The organism is Vibrio nigripulchritudo (genome assembly GCF_027924785.1).
GTDB classification, from domain to species: Bacteria; Pseudomonadota; Gammaproteobacteria; order Enterobacterales; family Vibrionaceae; genus Vibrio; species Vibrio nigripulchritudo.
In genome coordinates this window covers 3,418,858-3,445,326 of the sequence record NZ_AP027049.1, presented here as the reverse complement: position 1 = coordinate 3,445,326, position 26,469 = coordinate 3,418,858, and the positions used below count along the sequence as shown (strand labels likewise).

26 protein-coding genes are annotated in these 26,469 nt (G+C 45.5%); 14 read left to right on the top strand and 12 right to left on the bottom strand.

Features of this window, described 5'->3' with window-relative positions; translation table 11 throughout:
• Positions 1-83 precede the first annotated feature (83 nt).
• A complete protein-coding gene (locus tag QMG91_RS15655) occupies positions 84-878 on the bottom strand; it encodes a cytochrome C assembly family protein (RefSeq protein WP_004408885.1) in 795 nt (264 codons plus the stop codon).
• A gap of 406 nt (positions 879-1,284) precedes the next feature.
• Between QMG91_RS15655 and ffh the strand changes: the two genes are divergently transcribed.
• From ffh to mutT, 6 genes are all read left to right on the top strand, one after another.
• Positions 1,285-2,670, top strand: coding sequence for a signal recognition particle protein (ffh, locus tag QMG91_RS15650; RefSeq protein WP_004408886.1), 1,386 nt, complete (start codon positions 1,285-1,287; stop codon positions 2,668-2,670).
• Between the two features lie 306 nt (positions 2,671-2,976).
• On the top strand, positions 2,977-3,225 hold the full coding sequence (gene rpsP / locus QMG91_RS15645) for a 30S ribosomal protein S16 (RefSeq protein WP_004408887.1): 249 nt from the start codon (positions 2,977-2,979) through the stop codon (positions 3,223-3,225).
• 26 nt (positions 3,226-3,251) lie between these two features.
• Positions 3,252-3,806, top strand: a complete 555-nt coding sequence (gene rimM / locus QMG91_RS15640; RefSeq protein ID WP_022599632.1) for a ribosome maturation factor RimM — start codon at positions 3,252-3,254, stop codon at positions 3,804-3,806.
• A gap of 27 nt (positions 3,807-3,833) precedes the next feature.
• A complete protein-coding gene (gene trmD / locus QMG91_RS15635; protein ID WP_022603920.1) occupies positions 3,834-4,577 on the top strand; it encodes a tRNA (guanosine(37)-N1)-methyltransferase TrmD in 744 nt (247 codons plus the stop codon).
• Positions 4,578-4,618: 41 nt separating this feature from the next.
• Entirely contained in the window at positions 4,619-4,972 is a 354-nt protein-coding gene (rplS, locus tag QMG91_RS15630) for a 50S ribosomal protein L19 (protein WP_004408890.1), read from the top strand.
• 132 nt (positions 4,973-5,104) lie between these two features.
• Positions 5,105-5,506 carry an 8-oxo-dGTP diphosphatase MutT gene (mutT, locus tag QMG91_RS15625; RefSeq protein ID WP_281827592.1) on the top strand — a complete coding sequence of 134 codons (402 nt, stop codon included), beginning with the start codon at positions 5,105-5,107 and terminating at the stop codon, positions 5,504-5,506.
• Between the two features lie 69 nt (positions 5,507-5,575).
• Here the strand turns inward: mutT and yacG are convergent, their stop codons facing one another.
• The 8 genes from yacG to nadC form a co-directional block, all read right to left on the bottom strand.
• On the bottom strand, positions 5,576-5,770 hold the full coding sequence (gene yacG, locus QMG91_RS15620) for a DNA gyrase inhibitor YacG (RefSeq protein WP_004408892.1): 195 nt from the start codon (positions 5,768-5,770) through the stop codon (positions 5,576-5,578).
• A gap of 56 nt (positions 5,771-5,826) precedes the next feature.
• Entirely contained in the window at positions 5,827-6,567 is a 741-nt protein-coding gene (gene zapD / locus QMG91_RS15615) for a cell division protein ZapD (RefSeq protein ID WP_022599627.1), read from the bottom strand.
• A 32-nt stretch (positions 6,568-6,599) separates the two neighbouring features.
• A complete protein-coding gene (gene coaE / locus QMG91_RS15610; RefSeq protein WP_281827590.1) occupies positions 6,600-7,205 on the bottom strand; it encodes a dephospho-CoA kinase in 606 nt (201 codons plus the stop codon).
• A 49-nt stretch (positions 7,206-7,254) separates the two neighbouring features.
• Positions 7,255-8,124: a prepilin peptidase gene (locus QMG91_RS15605; RefSeq protein WP_281827589.1), complete on the bottom strand. Its 870-nt coding sequence runs from the start codon at positions 8,122-8,124 to the stop codon at positions 7,255-7,257.
• A gap of 40 nt (positions 8,125-8,164) precedes the next feature.
• Positions 8,165-9,397 (bottom strand): type II secretion system F family protein, encoded by a 1,233-nt coding sequence (locus QMG91_RS15600; RefSeq protein WP_281827588.1) that lies wholly within the window; start codon positions 9,395-9,397, stop codon positions 8,165-8,167.
• Positions 9,398-9,406: 9 nt separating this feature from the next.
• On the bottom strand, positions 9,407-11,095 hold the full coding sequence (gene pilB / locus QMG91_RS15595; protein ID WP_022549577.1) for a type IV-A pilus assembly ATPase PilB: 1,689 nt from the start codon (positions 11,093-11,095) through the stop codon (positions 9,407-9,409).
• On the bottom strand, positions 11,095-11,553 hold the full coding sequence (locus QMG91_RS15590) for a pilin (RefSeq protein WP_022601072.1): 459 nt from the start codon (positions 11,551-11,553) through the stop codon (positions 11,095-11,097). The genes pilB and QMG91_RS15590 overlap by 1 nt, the downstream gene beginning before the upstream one ends.
• Before the next feature lie 277 nt (positions 11,554-11,830).
• Positions 11,831-12,718, bottom strand: coding sequence for a carboxylating nicotinate-nucleotide diphosphorylase (nadC, locus tag QMG91_RS15585; protein ID WP_281827586.1), 888 nt, complete (start codon positions 12,716-12,718; stop codon positions 11,831-11,833).
• Between the two features lie 128 nt (positions 12,719-12,846).
• Between nadC and ampD the strand changes: the two genes are divergently transcribed.
• From ampD to lpdA, 5 genes are all read left to right on the top strand, one after another.
• The gene (gene ampD, locus QMG91_RS15580) at positions 12,847-13,404 is read left to right on the top strand and encodes a 1,6-anhydro-N-acetylmuramyl-L-alanine amidase AmpD (RefSeq protein WP_022589433.1); all 558 of its coding nucleotides are present in this window, start codon (positions 12,847-12,849) and stop codon (positions 13,402-13,404) included.
• Positions 13,405-13,716: 312 nt separating this feature from the next.
• On the top strand, positions 13,717-14,487 hold the full coding sequence (pdhR, locus tag QMG91_RS15575; RefSeq protein WP_004397664.1) for a pyruvate dehydrogenase complex transcriptional repressor PdhR: 771 nt from the start codon (positions 13,717-13,719) through the stop codon (positions 14,485-14,487).
• A 51-nt stretch (positions 14,488-14,538) separates the two neighbouring features.
• Entirely contained in the window at positions 14,539-17,202 is a 2,664-nt protein-coding gene (aceE, locus tag QMG91_RS15570) for a pyruvate dehydrogenase (acetyl-transferring), homodimeric type (protein ID WP_022549581.1), read from the top strand.
• 31 nt (positions 17,203-17,233) lie between these two features.
• Complete coding sequence (gene aceF, locus QMG91_RS15565) at positions 17,234-18,832, top strand: pyruvate dehydrogenase complex dihydrolipoyllysine-residue acetyltransferase (RefSeq protein ID WP_281827582.1); 1,599 nt, start codon at positions 17,234-17,236, stop codon at positions 18,830-18,832.
• A gap of 245 nt (positions 18,833-19,077) precedes the next feature.
• Complete coding sequence (gene lpdA, locus QMG91_RS15560; RefSeq protein ID WP_022589429.1) at positions 19,078-20,508, top strand: dihydrolipoyl dehydrogenase; 1,431 nt, start codon at positions 19,078-19,080, stop codon at positions 20,506-20,508.
• Positions 20,509-20,646: 138 nt separating this feature from the next.
• On the opposite strand, the gene QMG91_RS15555 is transcribed toward lpdA, so the two are convergent.
• Positions 20,647-21,261, bottom strand: a complete 615-nt coding sequence (locus tag QMG91_RS15555) for a TetR/AcrR family transcriptional regulator (protein ID WP_004397669.1) — start codon at positions 21,259-21,261, stop codon at positions 20,647-20,649.
• Positions 21,262-21,515: 254 nt separating this feature from the next.
• Between QMG91_RS15555 and hpt the strand changes: the two genes are divergently transcribed.
• Entirely contained in the window at positions 21,516-22,049 is a 534-nt protein-coding gene (gene hpt, locus QMG91_RS15550; RefSeq protein ID WP_004397670.1) for a hypoxanthine phosphoribosyltransferase, read from the top strand.
• Positions 22,050-22,122: 73 nt separating this feature from the next.
• Here the strand turns inward: hpt and QMG91_RS15545 are convergent, their stop codons facing one another.
• A complete protein-coding gene (locus QMG91_RS15545) occupies positions 22,123-23,334 on the bottom strand; it encodes a multifunctional CCA addition/repair protein (RefSeq protein ID WP_281827578.1) in 1,212 nt (403 codons plus the stop codon).
• Positions 23,335-23,417: 83 nt separating this feature from the next.
• Between QMG91_RS15545 and QMG91_RS15540 the strand changes: the two genes are divergently transcribed.
• Positions 23,418-25,025 carry an ExeA family protein gene (locus QMG91_RS15540; protein WP_281827576.1) on the top strand — a complete coding sequence of 536 codons (1,608 nt, stop codon included), beginning with the start codon at positions 23,418-23,420 and terminating at the stop codon, positions 25,023-25,025.
• Complete coding sequence (locus tag QMG91_RS15535) at positions 25,018-25,740, top strand: general secretion pathway protein GspB (RefSeq protein ID WP_281827575.1); 723 nt, start codon at positions 25,018-25,020, stop codon at positions 25,738-25,740. Before QMG91_RS15540 ends, QMG91_RS15535 begins: the two co-directional genes overlap by 8 nt.
• Positions 25,741-25,815: 75 nt before the next feature.
• Here QMG91_RS15535 and QMG91_RS15530 read toward each other — a convergent pair whose 3' ends face one another.
• Positions 25,816-26,427: a TIGR04211 family SH3 domain-containing protein gene (locus QMG91_RS15530; RefSeq protein WP_004397674.1), complete on the bottom strand. Its 612-nt coding sequence runs from the start codon at positions 26,425-26,427 to the stop codon at positions 25,816-25,818.
• Positions 26,428-26,469 lie beyond the last annotated feature (42 nt).

Below are 26,469 nucleotides of genomic sequence, written 5' to 3'. Positions count from 1 at the left end.
TTATATTACTTAATTGGTGAATTTATGAGCGAAGCTATCTTCCCCAACTTTTAGAGCGGTTGAAAAAGAAAAGCAAGTTAAAATCAGTTAAGAATGATCTCTCGCACAAAGCGGCTTCCGAAGTATGCAAGAGTGAGCAACGTCGCTCCACTGACCGCAAACCAGGTGACTTTCTTTCCACGCCAGCCTTGCTGGTAATGCCCCCACAGCAACACGCTATACACAATCCAGGCGACGAAAGACAAAATGGCTTTATGAGCCTTGCCCGAAGCAAACATGTCTTGCACAAATACATAGCCCGTCACCAGAGTTGCCGTTAGTAACACCGTGCCAATCAAAATGATCTTGAAAAGCTGTCGCTCCACCATCATTAAAGGAGGGAGGTTAGGGTTTATGGCTAATGCTTTCTTTGCCTTGAGTTTGTGATCTAACCAGGCAAGCTGAAGGGCATACAGCGCACCAATAGTGAGTGTGGAGTAGGAGAACAAAGCCAGTGAGATATGAATCAGTAGCTTAGGATCGTTTTCAAGATGCGTTATGTATGCACTGGGAAGAAAAGTCGCTGCAGATAAATTAATGGCAGAAAACCCATATACAACGGGCAGTAAAAACCACAATCGGGTTTTAAACATGGAAACACTCATGACCAGCGAAATGATAAAACTGATCAATGACGCAACGTTCAGAATACTGAGGTTTTGCCCGGAGCCATCGAAAATAAGGTCACTCAGCAGCCATGCGTGGAAAACCAATGCAACCAAAGCACTGATGAAAACGGTACGCGTTTTTATGCCAGTTTGATTGGCAAGACCAGGGACGATAGTCGAAATGGCCAAGAAATAGAGAATAACAGCTGTAACCGCAATCAAGTTTTCCATGGTTTTCACAATTTTACTGTCAAGGTAGAGGATTATATACCCAAGCCACCTCAAGATGCTAGATTCAGCGAGAGTTGCTTGGTTTTCAGACAAGACATCGATTTGAAGATCTAGTGGTGCTAAATCGAAAATCGATAACACAGTATGAAAGCCAAGCAAACTCGCCCTTGGGAGCTTATCTTCTGCTCCATTTCATCGTCAAAGAACTTGGAAAGGACTTGTCATTCCGCTGCGTTCCTTTCCTTGAACTGAAACAGAAGATAAAGCTCTGAACTCGGCATCATGAGGTGGCTTGGGTATAGCAGTGATTTGTAACTTCAAAGAATGAGGGAAGGTTAGACAGACACTTGTCTGCATATAATGTATACTCGCGGCAAAGTATCGCATTGATTGAGCGAAGTAAGTAATGTTTGAGAATTTAACGGATAGACTATCCAGTACGCTGAAAAACATCAGCGGCAAAGGTCGACTGACCGAAGACAATATCAAAGATACCCTGCGCGAAGTACGCATGGCATTGTTGGAAGCGGACGTAGCGCTTCCGGTTGTGCGCGATTTTATCAAGCGCGTAAAAGAAGGCGCCGTTGGCGTTGAAGTTTCTAAATCTCTGACTCCAGGTCAGGAATTCATCAAGATCGTTCAAAACGAACTTGAAGCGGTCATGGGAGAGTCAAACGAGGCTCTTAACCTTGCGGCGCAACCGCCTGCTGTAATTCTTATGGCGGGTCTGCAAGGTGCGGGTAAAACCACCAGTGTCGGTAAACTTTCCAAACTCTTAAGTGAACGCGATAAGAAGAAAGTGCTTGTTGTGTCTGCCGACGTTTACCGCCCTGCGGCGATCAAACAGTTGGAAACGCTGGCAGGTGATGTAGGCGTTGATTTCTTCCCGTCTTCTGCTGATCAGAAGCCAATAGACATTGCTAATGCAGCCATTGATCACGCGAAGAAGAAATTCTACGACGTGCTATTGGTCGATACCGCGGGTCGTTTGGCGGTTGACCACGAAATGATGGAAGAGATCCAAGAGCTGCACTCAGCTATCACTCCAGTGGAGACTCTGTTCGTAGTTGATGCCATGACGGGTCAGGATGCAGCAAATACTGCAAAAGCGTTTGGTGATGCCCTTCCACTAACTGGTGTGATTCTGACGAAGGTAGACGGTGATGCACGTGGTGGTGCGGCTCTGTCGGTTCGTCACATCACGGGTAAGCCAATCAAATTCTTGGGTGTCGGCGAAAAAACCGATGCGTTAGAACCTTTCCATCCGGATCGTGTTGCATCGCGAATTCTTGGCATGGGCGATGTACTGTCTCTTATCGAAGATTTGCAGCGCAATGTCGACCAGGATAAAGCCGAAAAACTGGCGAAGAAGTTTAAAGAAAAGAAAGGCTTCGATCTGGAAGATTTTCGCGAGCAGCTTGGTCAGATGCAGAATATGGGCGGCATGATGGGAATGATGGACAAGCTTCCGGGCATGTCTCAGCTTCCTGATAATGTGAAAGACAAAGTTGACGACAAAATGTTCAAGCAGATGGAAGCCATCATCAACTCCATGACCATGAAAGAGCGTCAGCGCCCTGAAATCATCAAAGGCTCACGTAAAAAGCGTATCGCAGCGGGCTCCGGTACTCAGGTACAGGATGTTAACCGCTTGCTGAAGCAGTTCACTCAGATGCAGAAAATGATGAAGAAAATGCAGAAAGGTGGGATGAAAGGCATGATGCGCAACATGCAAGGCATGATGGGTGGAATGGGAGGCATGGGCGGCGGTTTTAATCCGTTCGGTCGATAACCCACAAACCAATCTTCAAGGGGAAGCGAATCAGTCGCTTCCCTTTTTGTTTTTAGGTTGCAAACTACAGTGAATTACGGGCTTAGAGTGCTAACCCTTGCTAGGAAAAGTATTTTTTCAACTTGTTATCGACCTCACAGAAAAATGTCGACCCTACAAGTGGTGAAAAAATAGCTAAAAGCCTTGCAATACCTAGCAATAAGAGTAAAATTCCGGAGCTTTATTTTGGCACGAGACCCCAAACTGCTCAGTAAGATGAGAAGTTGCTGGGGTTAATTTTATTTTTGAGAAAGCAAAGAGGACGACATGGTAACCATTCGTTTGGCACGTCACGGCGCTAAGAAGCGTCCATTCTATCAAATCGTAGTAGCGGACAGCCGCAAAGCTGCAACTGGCCGTTTCATCGAGAAAGTGGGTTTCTTTAACCCAACTGCACAAGGTCAAGAAGAAGGTCTACGTCTAGATCTAGATCGCGTTGAGCACTGGGTAAGCCAAGGCGCAACAGTATCTGACCGCGTAGCTAAGCTAGTTAAAGACGCTAAAGCAGCGGCTTAATTCTTTTTAAAGAAGTTAATTAGTTTATGTCGATGAAGGATAAAGAAACGATGAGTGAGCAAGGCGACAAAATTGTTGTAGGTAAGTTTGGTGCTTCTTACGGCATTCGCGGCTGGCTTAAAGTTTTTTCCTACACAGACAATGCTGAAAGTATTTTCGACTACAGCCCTTGGTTTATTAAACAAAAGGGTGAGTGGGTAGAGTGTAAAGTTGAAAGTTGGAAACGCCATAACAAAGGTATGGTGTGTAAATTAGAAGGTTTGGATATCCGCGAGGAAGCCCACCTGCTAACCAATTTTGAAATTGCCATCAACCCCGCGTCATTACCTGAATTGTCAGAAGACGAGTTCTACTGGCGTGAATTGTTCGGTATGCAAGTTGTCACTACCAAAGGGTATAACCTTGGTGAGGTCGTTGACCTGTTAGAAACTGGCTCGAACGATGTTTTGGTAGTGAAAGCGAATCTAAAAGATGCTTTTGGCCAAAAGGAACGTTTAATTCCGTTCCTTGAAGAGCAAGTGATCAAACAAGTTGATCGCTCGGCTCAACGGATCGAAGTTGACTGGGATCCTGGATTCTAGCTTCAAAATTTCAGAGCGAGAGAACACATGTGGGTTGGCGTAATAAGCCTGTTTCCTGAAATGTTCCGTTCTGTTACTGATTTTGGAGTAACAGGTCAAGCGGTTAAAAAAGGTCTACTGTCGATTGAGACATGGAATCCGAGAGATTTCACTCACGACAAACATCGCACTGTTGATGACAGACCTTACGGTGGTGGTCCTGGTATGCTGATGATGGTTCAGCCTTTGCGCGATGCCATACAAGCTGCCAAACAAGCCTCACCGGGTAAGACGAAAGTCATTTACCTTTCTCCCCAAGGTCGAAAGCTCGACCAGAAAGGAGTGGAAGAACTGGCAACCAACGAGAACTTGCTTCTCATTTGTGGTCGGTACGAAGGGGTAGATGAGCGCATCATACAATCTGAGGTTGATGAAGAATGGTCAATCGGAGATTTTGTGATGACGGGTGGTGAGATACCAGCCATGACGCTTATCGATTCAGTATCCAGGTTTGTGCCTGGGGTACTGGGGGATTTTGCGTCGGCAGAGGAAGATTCCTTTGCGAATGGTTTACTGGATTGTCCTCACTACACACGTCCTGAAGTGTTGGATGGAGAAGAGGTACCAAGTGTACTGAAGTCCGGTAATCACAAGGACATTCGTCGCTGGCGGTTAAAACAATCGCTGGGTCGCACCTGGATTAGAAGACCAGAGCTTCTGGAAAACCTAGCTCTGACTGACGAACAGGAATTATTGCTTGCCGAGTTCATCAGAGAATATCGAAGCAAGTAACCTATTGAATTTAGTATCAGTTTATTCTAGGAATTTAAAAAATGAGCAACATCATCAAAGCTCTTGAGCAAGAGCAAATGAAATCAGACCTACCTAAATTTGCACCAGGTGACACTGTTGTAGTTCAGGTAAAAGTTAAAGAAGGTGACCGTGAGCGTCTACAGGCTTTCGAAGGCGTTGTAATCGCAGTTCGTAACCGTGGTCTACACTCTGCATTCACAGTTCGTAAGATCTCGAACGGCGAAGGCGTTGAGCGTACGTTCCAAACTCACTCTCCTCTAGTTGACAGCATTGAAGTTAAGCGCCGCGGTGCAGTACGTCGTGCCAAGTTGTACTACCTACGTGAGCGTTCTGGTAAGTCGGCTCGTATTAAAGAGAAACTTGCTAAGAAGTAATGCTGATTGCATTCTCATAGTAAAAACGGGTTCCCATTTGGGAACCCGTTTTTTTATGTCTTGAGGGGAGAGCGGGCTAAGATATACACTCTGCGTAAGCATTCCCCAGTATTGAAAACAAAAGGACAATTCATGAAACGTGTTCATATCGCAGCTGCGGTTATTCTGAATGCATCACGTGACCAGGTATTCATCACCAAAAGACCGGCAAAAGCGCACAAAGGTGGCTTTTGGGAGTTTCCTGGCGGTAAGGTCGAAAAGGGCGAAAGTGCTCAGGAAGCAACGGTCAGAGAGCTTTATGAAGAAATCGGTATTCATGTAACGGAAATTACGCATTTCGAAGCTTTAAAGCACGACTACCCAGACAAGTCGCTAGCCTTTGATTTTTTCGTGGTAACCCGTTTTGATGAAGAGCCCTATGGCAAGGAAGGTCAGGAAGGCGAGTGGGTCAGGTTGGAAAAACTGAAAGACTATGATTTCCCGGAAGCCAATATACCTGTGTTAGAAAAAGTACTTGAGACTTACGGAGCCTAACTGGTCCTTGGCGGTACAAAGAAAAAAGAGACGCGTAAGCGTCTCTTTTCGTATTCCATGAATGATACTCTAATAGTTATCTTCCGACCAACCGTCTGAATCCGACATATCTGGTGCACCAGGAATCGATTTTTCTTCTTCTGCCCATTCGCCAAAATCAATCAGCTGGCACTTCTTACTGCAAAATGGTCGAAAAGTACTTTGTTCAACCCATTGTACATCGGCTTGGCAAGTCGGACATTTTACGATGGTGATGTTGCTCATGGTGGCTTCTTTGGTCGTTTTGTTAAAGCGAGATTTTAGCACGCTTTGAAGATTCTTTAGCTACAAATTGAGAGGTCAAATTCCACATCGTGAGGGTAAGCCTGCCCGGATTCAAAGCTCATAAACTTAATAGCAAACCGGTTTTTGTGACCCGAAATCATTGGGTATACACCGTATTCGAGAGGAATGTTGAGGCGCAAAATATTGGCTTCTTCTGCATCACTTTGATAAAAACCCGCGCGAGCAATAACGGGTTTATCATGACCGGTTTCTCGGGTGAGTTGCAGCCATAGGTGTAAAGCGGAAGTCAGAGGTTGCAGTGTCTCTAACCATCCTTCAATATCTCTGCGGCGGTTTTCGTCTGGTTGATGAAGCCAAAAGTGCAGGGAAGGTAAATCGAAGCAACAAGAACCACCAGGAAGATTAAATCGCTGACGGATAGTACTAAGGAATCTATCTTCTTTTAGCGACTGCCCAAAACGTTCTGCTGTCATCAGGTCTTTATGCACGTCGTCGATATTGGCAAGAACAGCCTGAAGCATATCTTGATTAACGCCTTCAACATTTAACCAGGATTTATAGGAAAGGCGCTGTTTTTCAAGATCTTTTGCCAGCTCAGCTTTCATTTGAATTTGCTCAAAGATTTCCAGCAAATCAAAAATAGGTCGGAAGAAAAGCGGGTACTGAACGGTATCCACTTTGGTGGCAGCGTGGCTCATTTGACGCAATAGCGATTCCACTCTTAAGTAAATTCGAGTTTTTTCATTCAATGGATGTTCAAATTTGTGAGTGGTCATGAAAAGTGCCTTATTGCTCCTTCCTGCATTTATTAAGCCTGCCCGCTTAAAGACATAAACTGTTGATGTAATTGAGTCACTTGAGACAGTAAATCCGAATCCGCTTGGTTATTATCAACCACATGATCTGCATGAGCTAGTCGCTCGTCGCGAGATGCTTGAGAGCTCAAAATCGATTCTACCTGAGCTTTTGCAACACCGTCTCTGTTCATTGTACGCGAAATTTGTGTGTCTCTCTCCACATCCACCACCAAAACAGTATTTGCCATGGACTGGAGGTTATTTTCTACCAAGAGAGGCACCACCAAAAGAGCGTAAGGCGACTGAACAAGCGCCAGGTTCTGTTTCATTTTCTGGCGAATCATGGGATGAAGCAAGTCATTGAGCCAAAGTTTTTCATTTTCATTCTCAAAAATTCGCGATCTGAGCTGACTTCTATCCAGTGAGCCGTCGGTGGAAAGGATGTCTGAGCCAAAGTGTTCAACGATTTTTGACAGCCCTTCAGAGCCCGGTTCCACGACTTCACGCGCAATCACATCAGCATCGACGATCTCAATACCAAAGTGCTCTTGGAAGAGATTGGCTACCGTTGTTTTGCCACTGGCAATCCCACCTGTCAAGCCTACTACAAATGTCATTCGAAACCTTTTGAGTCAATATTGAGGTTAGTCTAGCGGGGATTAGTGGTTAAATGCCAAGAAAATGTGAGAAATACCAGTTAGTGATGTCTTGTCCAAACATCAGGGTAATCCACCCGGCAATCGCAAGGTAAGGACCAAAAGGAAAGGCTTGTTCGATGCCTTTCTTCTGCAGACGGAGCTGAATGACGCCAAAGACTACGCCAACCAGAGAGGACATCAATATGATAATAGGGAGACTTTGCCAGCCTAACCATGCTCCGAGCGCAGCCAGCAACTTAAAGTCGCCATATCCCATCCCTTCTTTGCCAGTTGCGAGCTTAAACAACTGGTAGACACTCCATAAGCAGAGATAGCCTACCATGGCACCAATGATGGCATCGGTAAGAGAGATTGGGCTAATTTCAAAAAGAGATAACGCAATGCCTGCCCACATTAAGGGCAGTGTCAGTTGATCGGGTAACAGTAGCGTATCAAGATCAATAAACGTGGCAGCAATTAGTACGAAGGTGAAAAAAAGCAGAGCAACAGAAAAGTAACTGAATCCAAATTGCCAGGCTACCGCGAAGCTTAGCCCTGCCGTGAGTAACTCTATTAAAGGGTATCGAACCTTGATGCTATCGTCGCATTCATGGCATTTCCCTTTTAAAAGCAGCCAACTCAATACAGGGATGTTATCTCGAATACGAATTGGCGTTTTACAACTTTGGCAACTTGAACGCGGAACGCTAAGTGTCAGCTTTTCCTTTGGAGGCTCAATCTTGTACTCAGGAAACGATTCTGCGCACTCCTGTCTCCACTCGTTTTCCATCATTTTAGGCAACCGATAGATCACTACATTTAAGAAACTGCCAATGACCAATCCAAAGATTGCGGCCATCACAGGGAATAACCATGGGTAGTAGTGAAAAACTTCCATAAATGATCTCTAACGGGTAAACCTAAGGCGAAGCAGAATATTAGCCTAATACACTCATTAAGTTAAATACTGGTAAGTACATAGAAACGACAAGTCCACCAATGACCACTCCAAGGAAAATGATAATCAAAGGCTCAAGCAATTTCCCAAGGTTGTCGACTGTGTTATCAACCTCAAACTCATAGACGTTGGCGACTTTATTGAGCATGTCATCGAGCGAACCGGACTCTTCTCCAATCATCACCATTTGCAATACCATTTCCGGGAAAGCTTCGGTGTTTCGCATGGCTATGTATATGGGCATACCGGCTGCTGTGTCTTTATAAACCTGTTCAATGGCGACTTGATAATGCAGGTTACTTGCTGTTTTGGCACTGGTTTTTAAACCATTCAATATAGGAATGCCTGCGTTAAAACTTGTGGCCAGTGTCCGGCTAAATTTGGCGATGGCTGCCTTACTAAATACGCCCCCCACAATTGGAAATTTTAGTCCCCAGCGAGAGCTCCTCAATCGGAATTTAAAAGAGCGCTTTCTTAATAGTTTAAAGCCAACGGTAAAAACGACCAGTGCCAATGCCATCTTCCAGGCATCGTTTTGGACAATGTGGGAGAGTTTTAGGACTTGCTGCGTAAACCATGGTAGTTCAGCACCAAAACTTGAAAACATCTTTTCAAACTCTGGAATTACGAACTTAAGCATTAAGAATGAAACCCCAATAGCCGTTAAGATAACCATCACAGGGTAAATCATAGCTTTGATCACCTTAGATCTAAGCTGTTCACTTTTTTCCTGATAGGTGGCAATACGGTCAAAAACTTCCGAAAGGTTACCCGTCTGTTCTCCTGTTTCAATAAGGTCTGTATAAAAGTTATCGAAATGGCTACTAGATGTACTCAATGCCTTGGATATCGGAGTGCCAGCCTCTACCGCTTTGGTGACTTGAGACAAAATGGATTTCATTTCCGCTTTATTGTGATTGTCAGATACCATTTTTAATGATTGCACAATGGGTACACCTGTGCCCAACATCGTCGCCATCTGCCTAGTGAAGACCATAATGTCTTTCTTTTTGACTTTATGGCTGAGCTTATCCAGTAGCGAAATTCCTGATTTCCTGACCTTTTTTATCTGAATTTGTTGAGTGCGAAGTTTATCTCTTACTTCAATTTCGGTAAAAGCTAAAAACTGCCCGGACACTTTCTTACCAGAGCTATTAATACCCTTCCATTTAAAGTTGTGCAGCTTGAGTTTTGGGGAGGACGACTGTTCCAAAATGTCTCCTTACAGATACAGAACGCGTTGGAGTTCTTGATAACTGGTTATTCCTTGTTTGAGGATCTCAATTCCAGACTGGCTTAATGTTTTCATTCCATTTTTAACGGCAAGGCTTTCTATCTCCACAATACTCGCTTTGTGAGAAATGGCTTGCTGCATATCGGCATCAAACGGCATGACTTCATAGATGCCTATACGCCCGCTATAACCTGCATTGCAGTCTGCGCAGCCTTCCGCAGAAGCTTGATAAATAGTGGTGTCTTCTGGGATTAAATGTTTTTCCAATACAGCAGAAGGTAACTGATGGGGCTGTTTGCAATGCGAGCACAGTCGCCTTGCGAGTCTCTGAGCAATGATGAGGCTCAGAGATGAAGCTAAGTTGTATGGCTCAACTCCCATATTACCGAGTCGAATAACGGTTTCAGCCGCAGAATTGGTATGTAATGTTGAAAGCACCAAGTGACCTGTTTGCGCTGCCTTGATGGCAATTTCCGCGGTTTCGAAATCTCGAATTTCACCAAGCATTACAATATCCGGGTCTTGTCGAAGAAAGGACTTAAGTGCTGCGGCAAAGGTAAACCCAATCTTAGGGCTAACCTGAACCTGATTGATTCCGGCAAGGTTGATTTCGACAGGGTCTTCGGCTGTGGAGATGTTTCTTTCAACGGTGTTGAGGATACTTAACCCAGTGTACAAGGATACGGTCTTACCACTGCCAGTAGGTCCCGTCATCAGAATCATTCCTTGGGGGCGGCGCAAAGCTTCTAAATAAAGAGCTTTTTGCTGCTCACTGTAACCAAGCATGTCTATGTTTAGGTTGGCACTGCTGCTGTCCAATAACCGAAGCACCACCTTCTCCCCCCACAGCGTAGGCAGTGTGGATACGCGAAGATCGATGGCGGCTTTTTCGCTTAGCCTGAGTTTGATTCGACCATCTTGTGGAAGCCGGCGTTCTGCAATATCAAGTTTAGATAGAATTTTAAGTCGGGCAGCCAAACGCCTTCCAAGCTGTGGAGCAGGGCTATTGGCCTGAATCAGTATTCCATCGCATCGCATGCGAATACGATAGGTGTCTTCGTAGGGCTCGAAGTGAATGTCCGACGCCCCTTTACGTACCGCGTCCAGAAGAACCTGATGGATAAAACGGCTCACAGGTGCATCATCAAGGCTCAAATCTTCAGCGGCTTCAAATTCATCGTCACTAATTTCAACCAGATCTGCGAGTTCATCCTGAGTGATCTCTTTCCCCGCATTTCTACTATCGACTCGATTTTTGCCGTACATACGACGAATACAGCTAGTAAGCTCCCTTTCATCACAAAGCAATATTTCTACTTGTTGGTTAGTTGCAAAGCGAAATTCTTCTTCCGCTTCAACCACTGTAGGGTCCGATAGAGCAATAAAAAGCGTGTTATTAGTGGATTCAACGGGTAAAGCGTTATAACGAGTGATGAGGTCACGAAGTCCTAACTGCTCACAGAGCTGAGCGTAATCGTATTGGTTGGTTTCGATGACCGATAAACCAAAAATCTCAGCAATATGCTGAGTCAGCTCAAAAGAAGGAAGAATGCCAAGAGCAAGAATAGCTCCGGGGACACTGCCCCCGGAGCTCTCTATACGATCGACTATAGCTTGCTCATGTTCTTCGCTAATAATATCAGCTTGGCGAAGAATGCTAGCTAAGTTGGTATGCATTAATCAGGGCAATAGTCGGTTTGTGCTGCACCAGATCCATCTTTACAGCTTGCTGTCCAAGTCAAACCTGCAGCAGCATAAGATGCATTCATTATGTATTCTTCATTGACAGCGATAGGTCCTTTTACAGCCACAGCTTTGGCAATAATGTTAATACCTCCGCTTGTTGCACCAACTGCTTCAATTGAAATGTCGTTTAAGTTAGTGATTTTCGCTGGGACGTGAGAACCGGCAGATGTACAGTTGGACTTAAAGGTAGTTGCGTTTGAAGCATTTTCATGAGCACACAGTTCAACAGCGAGTTTCATTGCAGCAGCAACTTTTGGAAACTCTGCCAATGTCGCTTTCTTTGTATAGTTTTGGTAAGCAGGAACGGCAAAAGCTGAAAGAATTGCAACGATCGCCACAACAATCATTAGCTCTATCAGTGTAAAGCCCTGTTGTTTTTTATTTTTCATAAATAACTCCATTTAAAAGGTCGTATAAAAACAAGGCGAGAATATGAGCGTGCCAAGGGTAATGAAACACTAATTAAAGAATTGCTGGAGGAGGCTTTAAGAATTTTTTAGCTGTTTCATGAGGTTACGAATCTTGTGCGAGTTACTTCAAACAGGGTAAGTGATGTGTCTCGCAAGGTTGCGATAGGTAACAAAAAAGAGAGCTAGGCTCTCTTTTCATTCGTTAGTTTATTTTTATAAAAGATGACAGATTTGTGATAATGGTCTACTGTGTAACTTATTGAAAACGCATGGATAAGTCCATCGCTTTGAGGTGTTTTGTCAGTGCGCCAACGGAAATGTAATCAACGCCCGTTTCAGCGTATTCTCGGATAGTATCCAATGTTACGTTCCCCGAGTTTTCTAATGCGGCTTTGCCATTGTTGATTTTGACCGCTTCACGCATCATGTCAGTGGAGAAATTGTCCAGCATAATGATGTCTGCGCCAGCGTCGATGGCCTGGCGTAATTCATCAAGATTTTCCGTTTCAACTTCAACGGGTTTTCCGGGGTTTAGGTTTTTAGCGGTTTCAATGGCTTTTTGAATACCGCCACACGCCAGAATGTGGTTTTCTTTGATTAGGTAAGCATCATATACACCAATGCGATGATTGAAGCCTCCTCCACACGTCACGGCGTATTTCAAAGCGCTGCGCAGACCCGGAATGGTTTTTCGTGTATCGAGGAGGCGACAGCCTGTCCCCTCAAGCTTTTCTGCGTATTGAGCAACAATGGTCGCACAACCTGACAGGGTTTGAATAAAGTTCATCGCATTGCGCTCACCCGTCAACAGAATGCGCGCAGGACCAGTCAAAGTGCAAAGTGTCTGGTTAGGTTCCACTTTGTCGCCATCTTTAACGTGCCAGTCGATTTTTACTTCACCACCCAACTGCTTAAACACTTCATCTGCCCATGCCTGACCACAGAAAACACCGTGTTCTCGGGTGATGATTGTTGCCGTGTTCTGTGCGTCCTCAGGAATCAAAGCAGCAGTAATGTCAGCGGCAGGATCAAGTGTGCCACCTAAGTCTTCTTTAATTGTGTCTTCAACCGAACGTGTGATTTCTAGTGGCAGTTGCTGCTTCAAATACTCAAGACGTTCTTCGCTATTGTGTGTGTGTTTCATCGCAGTTTGGGAGTTAAGTGAAGTTTAATTGGTGTGAATGATACTCTTTGAGAAGTGAGAATTCAGCTATTTCTCTTACTCCTTTATACTTTGCTGACAAAACAAGAAGGGCATGGGGCGTAAAAGTAATGCAGATTGATGAAACACATTGGTTAACAGACGTAAAACGGGTGCCTTCGCCTTTTTGTGATTCACGTTCAAACGAAGAAGACATATCGTTACTTGTGCTTCACCACATTAGCCTGCCTCCCAGAGACTATACGGGCACTTATATAGAAGCGTTTTTTGAAGGGAAGTTAGACAGCACCATCCATCCCTTCTTTAAAGTAATAAAGGATTTGAATGTTTCCGCCCATTGCTTGATTCGTCGAAATGGCAATATTGTCCAGTTCGTTCCCTTTAATCAGAGAGCCTGGCATGCGGGCGTGTCGAGTTTTGCTGGAAGGGAGCGTTGCAATGACTACTCCATAGGAATCGAGCTGGAAGGCTGTGAATTTGATAGCTATACCGATACTCAGTACCAGTCGCTTATCCAGCTAACCAAATTGATACAAAAAAAATACCCGCAAGTGACTGACCATCGAATTACTGGTCATCAGTTTATTGCGCCACTTCGCAAATCTGACCCTGGGCTCACATTTGACTGGCGGCATTTTCGCAAACTTCTCAATTCTGGATCGAAGTAGCACTATTTCAGTGTGTTAACTGAAACCGTCGCTTTCCCAGATGTCAAATCTATAAGTTGTGACTAAGCTCAACCTACGATTAAAAACAAATTGTCATAACTCTAATTTATGTCACACAGAACGACATATTAATTGGTAAGACCAATTTTATTGCTGTTTTAATAAGCTCTTGTTGCATTCAGGTTAATTTGTGCCGCGTTCAATGATGTGAGTCAAGTTTTATCTGGACAGTATCGTTTTAATTATGTTATTTTTTCGCCCAATTTGAAATTGGTATTACCAATTGACTGCAAGAGTAGAAGAACAATAAATATGGCTTATCAAAGGATTCGTCAGCCGAAACTCTCCGATGTCATTGAGCAGGAGTTGGAGCGGTTGATACTGGAAGGAACACTTTCTCCGGGCGAGCAATTGCCACCGGAAAGGGAGTTAGCGAAACAATTTGATGTTTCACGTCCTTCTGTCCGAGAAGCAATTCAGAGGCTGGAAGCAAAGCGTTTGTTAACCCGTCGTCAAGGTGGTGGAACCTTCGTGAGTGAATCTCTTTGGAAGAGCTTCTCCGATCCTTTACTGAATTTATTGTCCACCCATTCTGAAACCCAACTGGACTTGTTGGAAGCGCGCCATGCGATGGAAGGGCTTTCTGCATACTTTGCGGCATTACGTGGTACCGATGAAGACTTCGAGCGAATTCAGCTTTGCTTAGAGCAAATTCGCCAGGCGCAAGAGAAGAAAGACGTAGAAGCAGAAGCCTCTGCGGTAATGGCGTTTCTGATTGCCTTAACCGAAGCGGCGCATAACGTGGTATTGCTCCACATTGTGCGTAGCTTGTCTCCTTTGCTTGAGCAGAATGTCTTACAGAATTTAAAGCTATTGCACCGCCGCGATGAAGTGGTGGATAGAGTCAGTAAACACAGAGCTAATATTGTGGATGCGATTGTTTCAGGTCACCCTGAGAAGGCGCGTGAAATGTCTCATTCACACTTAGCTTATATCGAAGAAACATTGTTGGATTTGACTCGTGAGGAGTCACGAAGAGAACGCTCTTTGCGTCGAATTCAACGAGGTAATGAGCCGTCATAACCGGCTGTTACAAGTTTAAAGTAGATCCAACCAACAGAAGGATAGATCGCCATGTCTGATATGAAGCATGACGTAGACGCACTTGAAACTCAAGAATGGCTTCAAGCACTTGAGTCAGTAGTTCGTGAAGAAGGTGTAGAGCGTGCCCAGTTCCTACTAGAGCAAGTTCTAGACAAAGCACGCCTAGATGGCGTTGATATGCCAACAGGTATAACAACAAACTACATCAACACTATTCCAGCCGATCAAGAACCTGCTTACCCAGGTGATACAACGCTAGAGCGCCGTATTCGCTCTATCATCCGCTGGAACGCAATCATGATTGTTCTGCGTGCCTCAAAGAAAGACCTGGACCTAGGTGGTCACATGGCGTCTTTCCAGTCTTCTGCAGCATTTTACGAAGTATGTTTCAACCACTTCTTCCGTGCTCCAAATGAAACAGACGGTGGCGATCTCGTATACTACCAAGGTCACATTTCTCCAGGTATCTACTCGCGCGCATTTGTTGAAGGTCGTCTGACTGAAGAGCAGCTAGACAACTTCCGTCAAGAAGTAGACGGCAAAGGTATCCCGTCATACCCGCACCCTAAACTGATGCCTGAATTCTGGCAGTTCCCAACCGTATCTATGGGTCTTGGTCCAATCTCAGCGATCTACCAAGCTCGTTTCCTTAAGTACCTTGATGGTCGTGGTCTGAAAGATACGTCTGCACAACGTGTATACGCGTTCCTAGGCGACGGTGAGATGGATGAGCCAGAATCACGTGGTTCTCTTTCTTTCGCTGCGCGTGAGAAGCTGGACAACCTATGTTTCCTAGTTAACTGTAACCTACAGCGTCTAGATGGTCCTGTTATGGGTAACGGTAGCATCATTCAAGAGCTAGAAGGTCTGTTCAAAGGCGCTGGCTGGAACGTTGTTAAAGTTATCTGGGGTAGCAACTGGGATGCACTACTTGCTAAAGATACAACTGGCAAGCTTCTACAGTTAATGAACGAAACTGTGGATGGTGACTATCAAACATTTAAATCTAAAGATGGCGCATACGTACGTGAGCACTTCTTTGGTAAGTACCCAGAAACAGCAGCACTTGTTGCTGACATGACTGACGATGAAATCTTCGCGCTTAAGCGTGGTGGTCATGAGTCTTCTAAACTGTACGCGGCATACAAAAACGCAGCAGACACCAAAGGTCGTCCTACAGTAATCCTTGCGAAGACTGTTAAAGGTTATGGTATGGGTGAAGCGGCTGAAGGTAAGAACATCGCGCACCAGGTTAAGAAGATGGACATGACTCACGTACTGCACCTACGTGACCGTCTGGGTCTTCAAGACATCCTAACTGACGATGCGGTTAAAGAACTTCCTTACCTGAAACTTGAAGAAGGCTCAGCGGAATACGAATACCTGCACGCTCGTCGTAAAGAACTGAAAGGTTACACGCCACAGCGTCTGCCTAAATTTACTCAAGAATTTAAAGTACCAGAGCTAGAAGAGTTCAAGCCTTTGCTGGATGAGCAAAAGCGCGACATCTCTACAACAATGGCTTACGTTCGTACCCTGAACATTCTGCTTAAGAACAAGAACATTGGTAAGAACATTGTTCCTATCATCTGTGATGAAGCGCGTACGTTCGGTATGGAAGGTCTATTCCGTCAGATCGGTATCTACAACCCACACGGTCAGGAATACACGCCAGAAGATAAAGGCATCGTTTCTTACTACAAAGAAGCGACCTCTGGTCAGGTTCTTCAAGAAGGTATCAACGAGTTAGGCTCAATGGCTTCTTGGGTTGCTGCGGCGACTTCGTACAGCACCAACGATCTACCAATGATTCCTTTCTACATCTACTACTCAATGTTTGGTTTCCAACGTGTAGGTGATATGGCATGGATGGCTGGTGACCAGCAAGCTCGTGGTTTCCTATTGGGTGCAACGGCAGGTCGTACAACACTTAACGGTGAAGGTCTGCAGCACGAAGACGGTCACTCACACATCATGGCAGGTACGGTTCCTAACTGTATCTCTTACGACCCAACATTCGCTTACGAAGTTGCGGTAATCATGCAAGACGGTATCCGTCGCATGTACGGTGAGAACCAAGAGAACGTGTTCTACTACCTAACAGTAATGAACGAAAACTACGCAATGCCAGCAATGCCAGAAGGTGCTGAAGAAGGCATTCGTAAGGGTATCTACAAGCTTGAGTCTTACGCAGGTGACAAGTCTAAAGTTCAGCTAATGGGCTCTGGTACTATCATGAACGAAGTGCGTAAAGCAGCGACTATCCTAAGCGAAGAATATGGCGTCGCATCTGACGTGTTCTCTGTTACGTCGTTCAATGAACTGACTCGTGATGGTCAGGCAGCAGAGCGCTACAACATGCTTCACCCAGAAGCAGAGGCGCAAGTTCCTTACATTACAGAAGTGATGGGTACTGAACCTGCGATTGCAGCAACGGACTACATGAAAAACTACGCAGAGCAAGTTCGTTCATTTATGCCTTCTGAGTCTTACAAGGTTCTGGGTACTGATGGCTTTGGTCGCTCAGACAGCCGTGAGAACCTACGTCGTCACTTCGAAGTGAATGCAGGCTATGTAGTGGTAGCAGCACTAACTGAACTTGCTAAGCGCGGTGATGTTGAGAAATCAGTGGTTGTTGAAGCGATTAAGAAATTCGACATCGACACTGAAAAAACAAACCCGCTATACGCATAAGACAACGCTTAATTTAGAAGGTAGATAAGCAATGGCTATCGAAATTAATGTACCTGACATCGGTGCCGATGAGGTTGAAGTTACTGAAATTCTTGTAAGCGTTGGCGACAAGGTTGAAGAAGAACAATCTCTGATCACTGTAGAAGGTGATAAAGCTTCTATGGAAGTTCCTGCTTCTCAAGCGGGTATCGTAAAAGAAATCAAAGTTGCTGAAGGTGACTCTGTTTCAACTGGCTCTCTAATCATGGTCTTCGAAGCAGAAGGTGCAACTGAAGCTGCGCCTGCTCCGGCAGCACCAGCTGCTGAAGCGGCTCCAGCACCAGCTCCTGCGGCAGCCGCAGAACTGAAAGAAGTTCACGTGCCAGACATCGGTGGTGACGAAGTCGAAGTAACTGAAATTATGGTTGCTGTTGGCGACACAGTTGAAGAAGAGCAATCTCTGATCACTGTAGAAGGCGATAAGGCTTCTATGGAAGTTCCAGCACCATTTGTAGGTACGGTAAAAGAGATTAAGATTGCAGCTGGCGACAAAGTGTCAACTGGCTCTCTAATCATGGTCTTCGAAGTCGCGGGCTCAGCTCCGGCAGCAGCACCAGCTCCTGCTCAAGCGGCTCCAGCACCAGCGGCACCGGCAGCACCAGCGCCTTCTGAAGCACCAAAAGCTGCTCCAGCAGCATCAACGGGCGACTTCCAGGAAAACAACGAATACGCGCATGCGTCTCCAGTGGTTCGTCGTCTTGCTCGTGAGTTTGGCGTTAACCTGTCTAAGGTTAAAGGCACGGGTCGTAAGAGCCGTATCCTGAAAGAAGACGTTCAAAGCTACGTTAAAGAAGCGCTTAAGCGCCTTGAATCTGGCGCGGGAGCATCAGGTGGCGACGGCAGTGCACTTGGTCTACTACCATGGCCGAAAGTTGATTTCAGCAAGTTCGGTGAGACTGAAGTACAGAAGCTTTCTAAGATTAAGAAGATTTCTGGTGCGAACCTACACCGTAACTGGGTAATGATCCCTCATGTTACACAGTGGGACAACGCAGACATCACAGAGCTTGAAGCATTCCGTAAAGAGCAGAACGCGATTGAAGCGAAGAAAGAATCAGGTATGAAGATCACACCTCTTGTGTTCATCATGAAGGCTGCTGCTAAAGCGCTTGAAGCTTTCCCTGCGTTCAACTCTTCTCTGTCAGAAGACGGCGAAAGCATCATTCTGAAGAAATACGTGAACATCGGTATCGCAGTAGATACACCAAATGGTCTGGTTGTCCCTGTCTTCAAAGATGTGAACAAGAAAGGTATCTACGAGCTTTCAGAAGAACTGATGGCTGTGTCTAAGAAAGCACGTGCTGGCAAGCTAACGGCTGGTGATATGCAGGGTGGCTGTTTCACTATCTCTAGCCTGGGTGGTATCGGCGGTACTGCATTTACGCCAATCGTAAACGCTCCAGAAGTAGGTATCCTTGGTGTATCTAAGTCTGAAATGAAGCCAGTGTGGAATGGTAAAGACTTCACTCCTCGTCTTCAGCTTCCGCTTTCTCTTTCCTACGATCACCGTGTGATCGATGGTGCAGAAGGTGCGCGCTTCATCACTTACTTGAACAATTGCCTGAGCGACATTCGCCGCTTGGTGCTATAAGTCAATATAGGTTGAAACAGGGCGGCTATATGCCGCCCTCTAGTTACTCAAAATAGTTTGATTAAACCTTGTTCGCTACAGGCGTTTCACAATCGAACTGTTGTCTGGCTCACAGGCTAAATGGATTTACTTTTCACACCTTTAACAACTCTGTAAACTGTTTCGGTCTGAAAATAGAACGTTCTAAAAAGAATTCATTGAACACCCACTCAGCCTGTTAGGGATAATGACTACAAGAGGTCAAAATGAGCAAAGAAATTAAAGCCCAAGTTGTTGTACTTGGTTCTGGTCCTGCTGGTTACTCTGCTGCATTCCGTTGTGCGGATCTAGGTCTGGAAACAGTACTTATCGAGCGTTACACCACCCTTGGTGGTGTGTGTCTGAACGTGGGTTGTATCCCATCTAAAGCACTGCTGCACGTATCAAAAGTGATCGAAGAAGCGAAAGCAATGGCTGATCACGGTGTGGTATTTGGTGAACCACAAACGGACATCAACAAAATCCGTATCTGGAAAGAAAAAGTAGTTAACCAACTGACTGGCGGTCTTGGCGGTATGGCTAAGATGCGTAACGTGACTGTTGTTAACGGCTACGGTAAGTTCACTGGTCCTAATTCTATCCTTGTAGAGGGTGAAGGCGAAGCAACTACAGTTAACTTCGACAACGCTATCGTTGCCGCTGGTTCTCGTCCAATTAAACTGCCATTCATCCCACATGAAGACCCACGTATCTGGGATTCAACGGATGCTCTTGAACTGAAAGAAGTTCCAGGCAAACTACTTATCATGGGCGGTGGTATCATCGGTCTTGAAATGGGTACGGTTTACCAGTCTCTTGGCTCAAAAGTTGACGTTGTTGAAATGTTTGATCAGGTTATTCCTGCTGCAGACAAAGACATCGTTAAGGTTTACACCAAGCGCGTTAAAGACAAATTTAACCTGATGCTTGAAACCAAAGTAACTGCGGTTGAAGCGAAAGAAGACGGTATCTACGTTTCAATGGAAGGCAAGAAAGCACCAGCAGAAGCTGAGCGTTACGATGCAGTTCTTGTTGCTATCGGTCGTGTGCCAAATGGTCTTCTGATTGACGGCGAAAAAGCGGGTATCGAAATTGACGAGCGTGGCTTCATCAATGTTGATAAGCAGATGCGTACTAACATCCCTCACATCTTCGCAATTGGTGATGTTGTAGGTCAGCCAATGCTGGCTCACAAAGGTGTGCATGAAGGTCACGTTGCTGCAGAAGTTATTGCTGGTAAGAAGCACTACTTCGATCCTAAAGTTATTCCTTCAATCGCTTACACTGAGCCAGAAGTGGCGTGGGTTGGTAAGACTGAGAAAGAAGCGAAAGCAGAAGGCATCAACTACGAAACAGCAACTTTCCCATGGGCAGCGTCTGGTCGTGCAATCGCGTCTGACTGTGCAGATGGTATGACTAAGCTTATCTTCGACAAAGATACTCACCGTGTAATTGGTGGTGCTATCGTTGGTACTAACGGTGGTGAGCTACTGGGTGAAATCGGCTTGGCAATCGAAATGGGTTGTGATGCAGAAGATATCGCTCTGACTATCCACGCTCACCCAACTCTGCATGAGTCTGTGGGTCTGGCTGCAGAAGTGTTTGAAGGTTCAATCACTGACCTTCCAAACAAAAAAGCGGTTAAGAAGAAAAAGTAATTTTTCTTAATACTGAATGATGAAAACCGCTGCTTGTCAGCGGTTTTTTTGTTGTATTGAAATCCCGATTTTGTTTAACGGAAATAAAAACGGAGGGTAAACCCTCCGTTTTTCAATTCAACAAACCCTAGTCAATGATTAGTGGTCTTGCTTGTAAATGCAAAGCATGCCAAGGAAGCTTCCAACCAAACCTTCTAGGTACTCAGGATCCGGGTTACGGTTTGCCTGTACGTACAATGAGTAGCAGATGCCGTGAAGCAGTTTCGCTAAGTCTTCGGCTTTATGCTCGTCACATACTTCGCCACGCTCCATTGCTGTCAGGAACATGTCTTCAATACGCTTTTGTGACTCTTCGTTGCTAGACAGGAACAGTGGCCACACTTCTTCACGAGTGGATGTGCTCCACTCAAACCAGACTTTCATCCAGTGAGTGCCGTCCAGTGCAGCTTTGATGATGTTTTGCGTTAGGCTTGTCAGGTTTTCTTCAGCTGTTGCGTCAACCTTCAAGCTTTCGTTGATGAATAGCGCGTATTGCTTTTCAACCTGACTCAGTACTTCATCAACCAAGTCTTCACGTGTCTGAAAGTAGTTGAATACTGTTGCAACAGAAACCTGTGCAATTTCTGCGATATCAGCGTGACCCCCGCGACCGATGCCGCGTTTTGCGAACACTTCGATAGCAATATCGTGAAGCTGTTCTTTACGCTTTTGTGGAGATAGCCTTGTTCTTGGACGTTTTTTTACTGTATCCATAGTTTTTATTTCCTTGCCAACATATAAAGTTTAATGATTATTTTATAATTAGATTTGCATTATGAGTGTAATGGTGCATATAAAAGTGTCAATGAAGAAATGCCGGAAAGTACTCATTTTCATGACCAAGTTAAAAATTTCCCTGAGTAGTTTGCAATGGTAAAATGTGTTAATGGACGCACATTAACGAAAATATAAATTTTAGATAATGTGATTTATTCTACAAAATCAGTCACTAATAAATTGAGAGCAGTATGAAACATACAGTTGAAGTCATGATTTCTGAGCAAGATGTTCAGAAGCGCGTTGTCGAATTGGGCGAGAAAATCACCGAACATTACAAGAACTCAGACAAAGAACTGGTGCTGGTGGGACTGCTGCGTGGTTCGTTTGTTTTTATGGCTGACCTTACCCGTACTATCGGTCAAAACCACACCGTGGACTTTATGACAGCATCAAGTTACGGCAATGCGATGGAAAGTTCACGCGATGTCCGCATCCTGAAAGATCTGGATGACGACATTAAGGACAAAGACGTGCTGCTGGTGGAAGACATCATCGATACAGGTAATACGCTAAGCAAAGTTTGTGAGATCCTTGAGATTCGTGAGCCTGCGTCTATTCAAATCTGTACGTTGCTGGATAAGCCTTCTCGTCGTGAAGTGGAAGTAGATGCGAAATTTATCGGTTTTGAAATCCCAGACGAGTTTGTTGTCGGTGTTGGTATTGATTACGCTCAGAAATACCGTAACTTGCCTTACATTGGTAAAGTGGTACCTCAAGAATAATTTCTTAGAGCTTAGAGCTTAGAGCTTAGAGCAAAAAGCGCCACCTTCTAAGAAAGTGGCGCTTTTTCGTGGCTTATATTTCTTTAATAAAATTCAAGCGTCTTCTGTCTAGCTCTTCCCGGATGTTCTTTCCGGTAAACCCATCCCGAATCACATCTTGCACGTCGGCTCTTAATGCCGCTTGGTAGGCTTGATTGAAAATGTGGGTCTGAGGGTAGGGGTTGTCTTCCAAACCTAAACGTCCACGATGATCCGCCTCACAACAGATCAACAGTTGCTTTAGCCTTTCAGGTTTTCGCCATACATCCAGTTTATTGAGGATCTTAAGTTTCGTATTGGCTCGAAGTTCTTCTGCTCTGTGAATGTTGGTGTGGTGTTCGCACACCACCAAAGCTGTGTCGCGATATTCATTTGGGATCTTGATGCGACTACACAGCTGCTTGATCACTTTGAGACCAGTATGGCAATGCATCTTATGACTTGGCCATTCTTCCTCCGGTGTCACGCCTTTTCCTAGATCGTGTACCTGTGCGGCGAAGCGAATGACTGGATCCTGGCTCAAATCGGCAGCCTGCCTGGCAACCATTAAAGTGTGGATCCCCGTATCAATTTCCGGGTGCCATTGCGCAGGCTGTGGTACACCAAACAGAACATCCAATTCAGGAAGAACGACTTTCAGAGCGCCACATTGTCTGAGCACTTCAAGAAAAACGTCAGGTCTTTCGGTAGTGAGAGACTTATGCCATTCCTGCCAGACCCTCTCCGCTGTCAGGTGTGAGAGTTCTCCGGATTGCGCTATCTTGCTCATTAATTCTAGGGTTTCATCCGCCACGGTAAATCCTAAAGGCGCAAGCTTGGCGGCAAAACGCGCAACACGAAGAACACGCAATGGATCTTCGACAAACGCATCCGATACGTGTCTTAGCAATTTGTTTTGAAGATCTTGTTGCCCGTCATAGGGATCGATAATGGTGCCGTCTTCATGCTGTGCCATGGCATTGATCGTCAAATCACGACGCAGAAGATCATCTTCGATGGTCACATCAGGAGAAAAGTGGCATTCGAATCCGGTGTACCCATGACCTGATTTACGTTCTGTTCGAGCCAGTGCGTACTCTTCATGAGTCTTAGGGTGAAGGAAAACCGGAAAGTCTTTCCCTACGGTCTGAAAGCCTTGTGACAGCATTTGTTCAGGTGAACTGCCTACGACTACCCAATCTTTGTCGTGGACAGAAATGCCCAGTAATTGGTCACGAACGGCGCCACCGACTAAATATACGTCCAAGTTTGACTCCCTAGTTTGTCGTGAGGCTTTACAAACCTCGTCACAATGGTAATTTGCCAGAATCTTAGCGAAGAGAGATGAGCATGTATAAGGATTTTTTCGGTTTTACTGAATTGCCATTCTCAATAGTACCCAGTTCAAAGTACCTGTATTTAAGCGCTCGTCATCGTGAAGCGATGAACCACCTTCAATCCGGTTTGGGTGAGGGCGGCGGTTTTGCGATGCTGACGGGCGAAGTAGGCACGGGGAAAACTACCGTGTCAAAAGCCATGTTGTCTGCTCTGGGTGAAGAGACCAAAGCAGCGTTGATTCTCAACCCTACCTATTCCAGTCAGGATTTACTGGAAGCGATTTGTGATGAGTTTGGGATTGAGTATCCAGATGAAGCTTCTCTGAAGATTCTGACTCAGTCGATTCAGCAATTCCTGCTCGACAACTATGACAACGGGTTTCAGACGCTTCTGATTATTGATGAAGCGCAGCACCTCTTGCCCGACGTTTTAGAGCAACTCAGGTTGCTGACCAACCTTGAAACTGACAGCCAGAAACTGTTGAAAGTGTTGTTAATCGGTCAGCCAGAATTGCAAGCCAAATTGCAAACCACAGAGCTGCGTCAGTTAGCGCAAAGGATAACAGGGCGTTATCACTTATTGCCTCTTAACCCCGCGGAAATCGGCGAATACATTGACTTTCGTCTTGCGCAGGCGAATGGATCTTCTGAACTGTTTGAACCTACTGCGGTGAAAACCATAGCTCGATTTACTCAGGGCATTCCAAGGTTGATTAACCTGGTGTGTGACAAGTGCCTTCAATATGCCAGCCAAAGTGGCGTTAAAACGGTGAATAAGACGATCGCTCAGGCGGCGAGTGAAGACGTGATGGCGTTTCAAGCACCTGTCGAATCAGTCATAACTACGAAATCCTCACGAACCAGTGTGCTGCCCTCTCTGATGTTATTGGGTTCGAGTGCTGCGCTGGCAGCTTTTGCTTACTTTGCTACGCCACTTGCCCTACAAAAATGGATGCCAGAGGCGCCAAGGGAAGTGCGAGTAGAAACTCAGACGGTCAAAGTACCAGTTGAGCAGACGCTCGCTCCGATATTGTCTGGCAGTCATGATGCGATTGCAGCAACGTTGAAGCTATTTAATGTCTGGGGGCTTCAGGGCTCGGTAAGAGATTCTGAATGCGAAAGAACAGAGTCAGCCTATTACTGTACCGTTGAAACGGGCACCTTGGATGAAGTGGGCAAGCAGAATCGCCCAGTGGTGTTCGCACTGAACGTGGATAACCAACGTCATTATGCTGTGTTGTTCTCCCTGAACAACGATAACGCGCAACTGCTTCTGGGCGATGAGCGAGTGGAAATTCCCCGCTTCTGGCTAGAAGAAAAGTGGGCAGGAGAGTACCGAACACTCTGGCACGACCCTATCGCTCAGACCTTAAAGTTAGGGAATCAGGGTGAGTCAGTAGCAGCATTAGAAGATATGCTTTCGAAGGCTCTTGGGGAAAGCTCAGAAAGTAACAGTATTTTCGACGAAAGCCTCAAAGAGAAAGTGGAAGCGTTTCAGCGTTGGCAGGGGCTGTTTGTGGATGGAATAGCCGGAGCGAAAACATTGCAGCTTTTGGATTTGATCACCAATGAGTCGGCACCCACATTAACGCCAAAGAAAGAGGAGCCAACCGATGTCTAATGTACTTCAAAGGCTCAAGCAAACAGAATCGGGGTATCAGCGTCCTCAGGCGATGCAGGTTCGTGCAGAACCAGCACGAGCAGCAAGTGGGTCTGGATTTTTTAAAACAGTCATACTGTTCACTCCGGCGATTTTGGTTGCCAGTTGGCACTACTTAAACTACCAGCCAGACACGTCTCCTATTGTTCAGGTTGAAAGTGTGAAAGTGCAGCAAGCTAAGATTCTGGACTTTCCTCAGTTTGGCGAACTTGTCGCGCTTCCAGCGGTTGACGGACAACCTGTTGAAAATACGCCACAGGAATTTGTCTATCAACCTGTAGAAACGGAATCTGCCAAGTCTGAACGCTCAGGCGAATCGCTGGATAATCTTGATTTGTCTGAACTGTCTCCTGAGCTGGCGCAAATGGTTCAGTCGGCGATCAGTGACACATCTACCACTGGAAGTACTCGTAACCGGGACGATGCTCAATATGAAGTCACAGAGTTAGTGGGGAATGAACGCCGTTTTCGCGGAAAATTACCTGCGCTGAACCTTCAAACTCACATGTACGCCTCAAGCAGTGACAGACGCTGGGTGAAGGTCAATGGTCAGGAAGTGAAAGAAGGCGATTGGGTGGATGAGCGAGTCAAGATTGAAAGCATCACTCCAAGAACCGTAGTGGTGGACTTTGAAGGGGAGAAGATAGAAATCCCTGCTCTGTATGAATGGCGTTAGTTAGCTTCTTATCCTAAATAGCAAAAGGGCTCCGAAAGGAGCCCTTTTAATGTCATCAGAGTCTAGATAATTCGATTATGCCCAACCAGAAGGCGATTTCTTCCTACGCGGGATAAGGTGCGGAAGAATCAAACCTAAGATAAGTCCAATTCCGGCAACTCCGCCACCGTACATGAAGTACTTAAGCAGCAAGTCTTCTTTTTGAGTGTCTAGCTTGGCACGCAGTTCACGTACTTCGCTCTGAGACGCGGTCAACTGCTTGTTCATGTCTGCGTAGTTTTTCTCAAGTTCTTTGATTTGTTCATTACGCGATTCAAGAGAATCCACCAGCCCTGCTTTTTCATCATCTGAATTCTTACGGGCGTTAGCCAGCTTTTCTTTTACTTCACCAAGCTCTTTTTCCAGCTTAGGTAAGCGCTCTGCCATGCTTGGTCTGGTTGATACGTATTTGCTTTCTACCCAGCCCTTACGACCCTTTGAGTCAACGACCTGGCTGTATCCTGTTTCACGGTTTGTCGCGACTAAGGTAATTTTGTCGCCTGCATTTACGCTGCCAATGATACGAAACTGGTTACTCGGTCCAGCGTGCATGTAAGTGAATAGGTTGTCTGAAATGTAGCGGTCTTTGGCAAAACTGACTGGTGCGGCAAGCATGCTAAAGAGGACCAGACAAATAAGTTTTTTCACGGTACGTCCCTTAACTGATGATGAGGTGGGATAACACTTTGA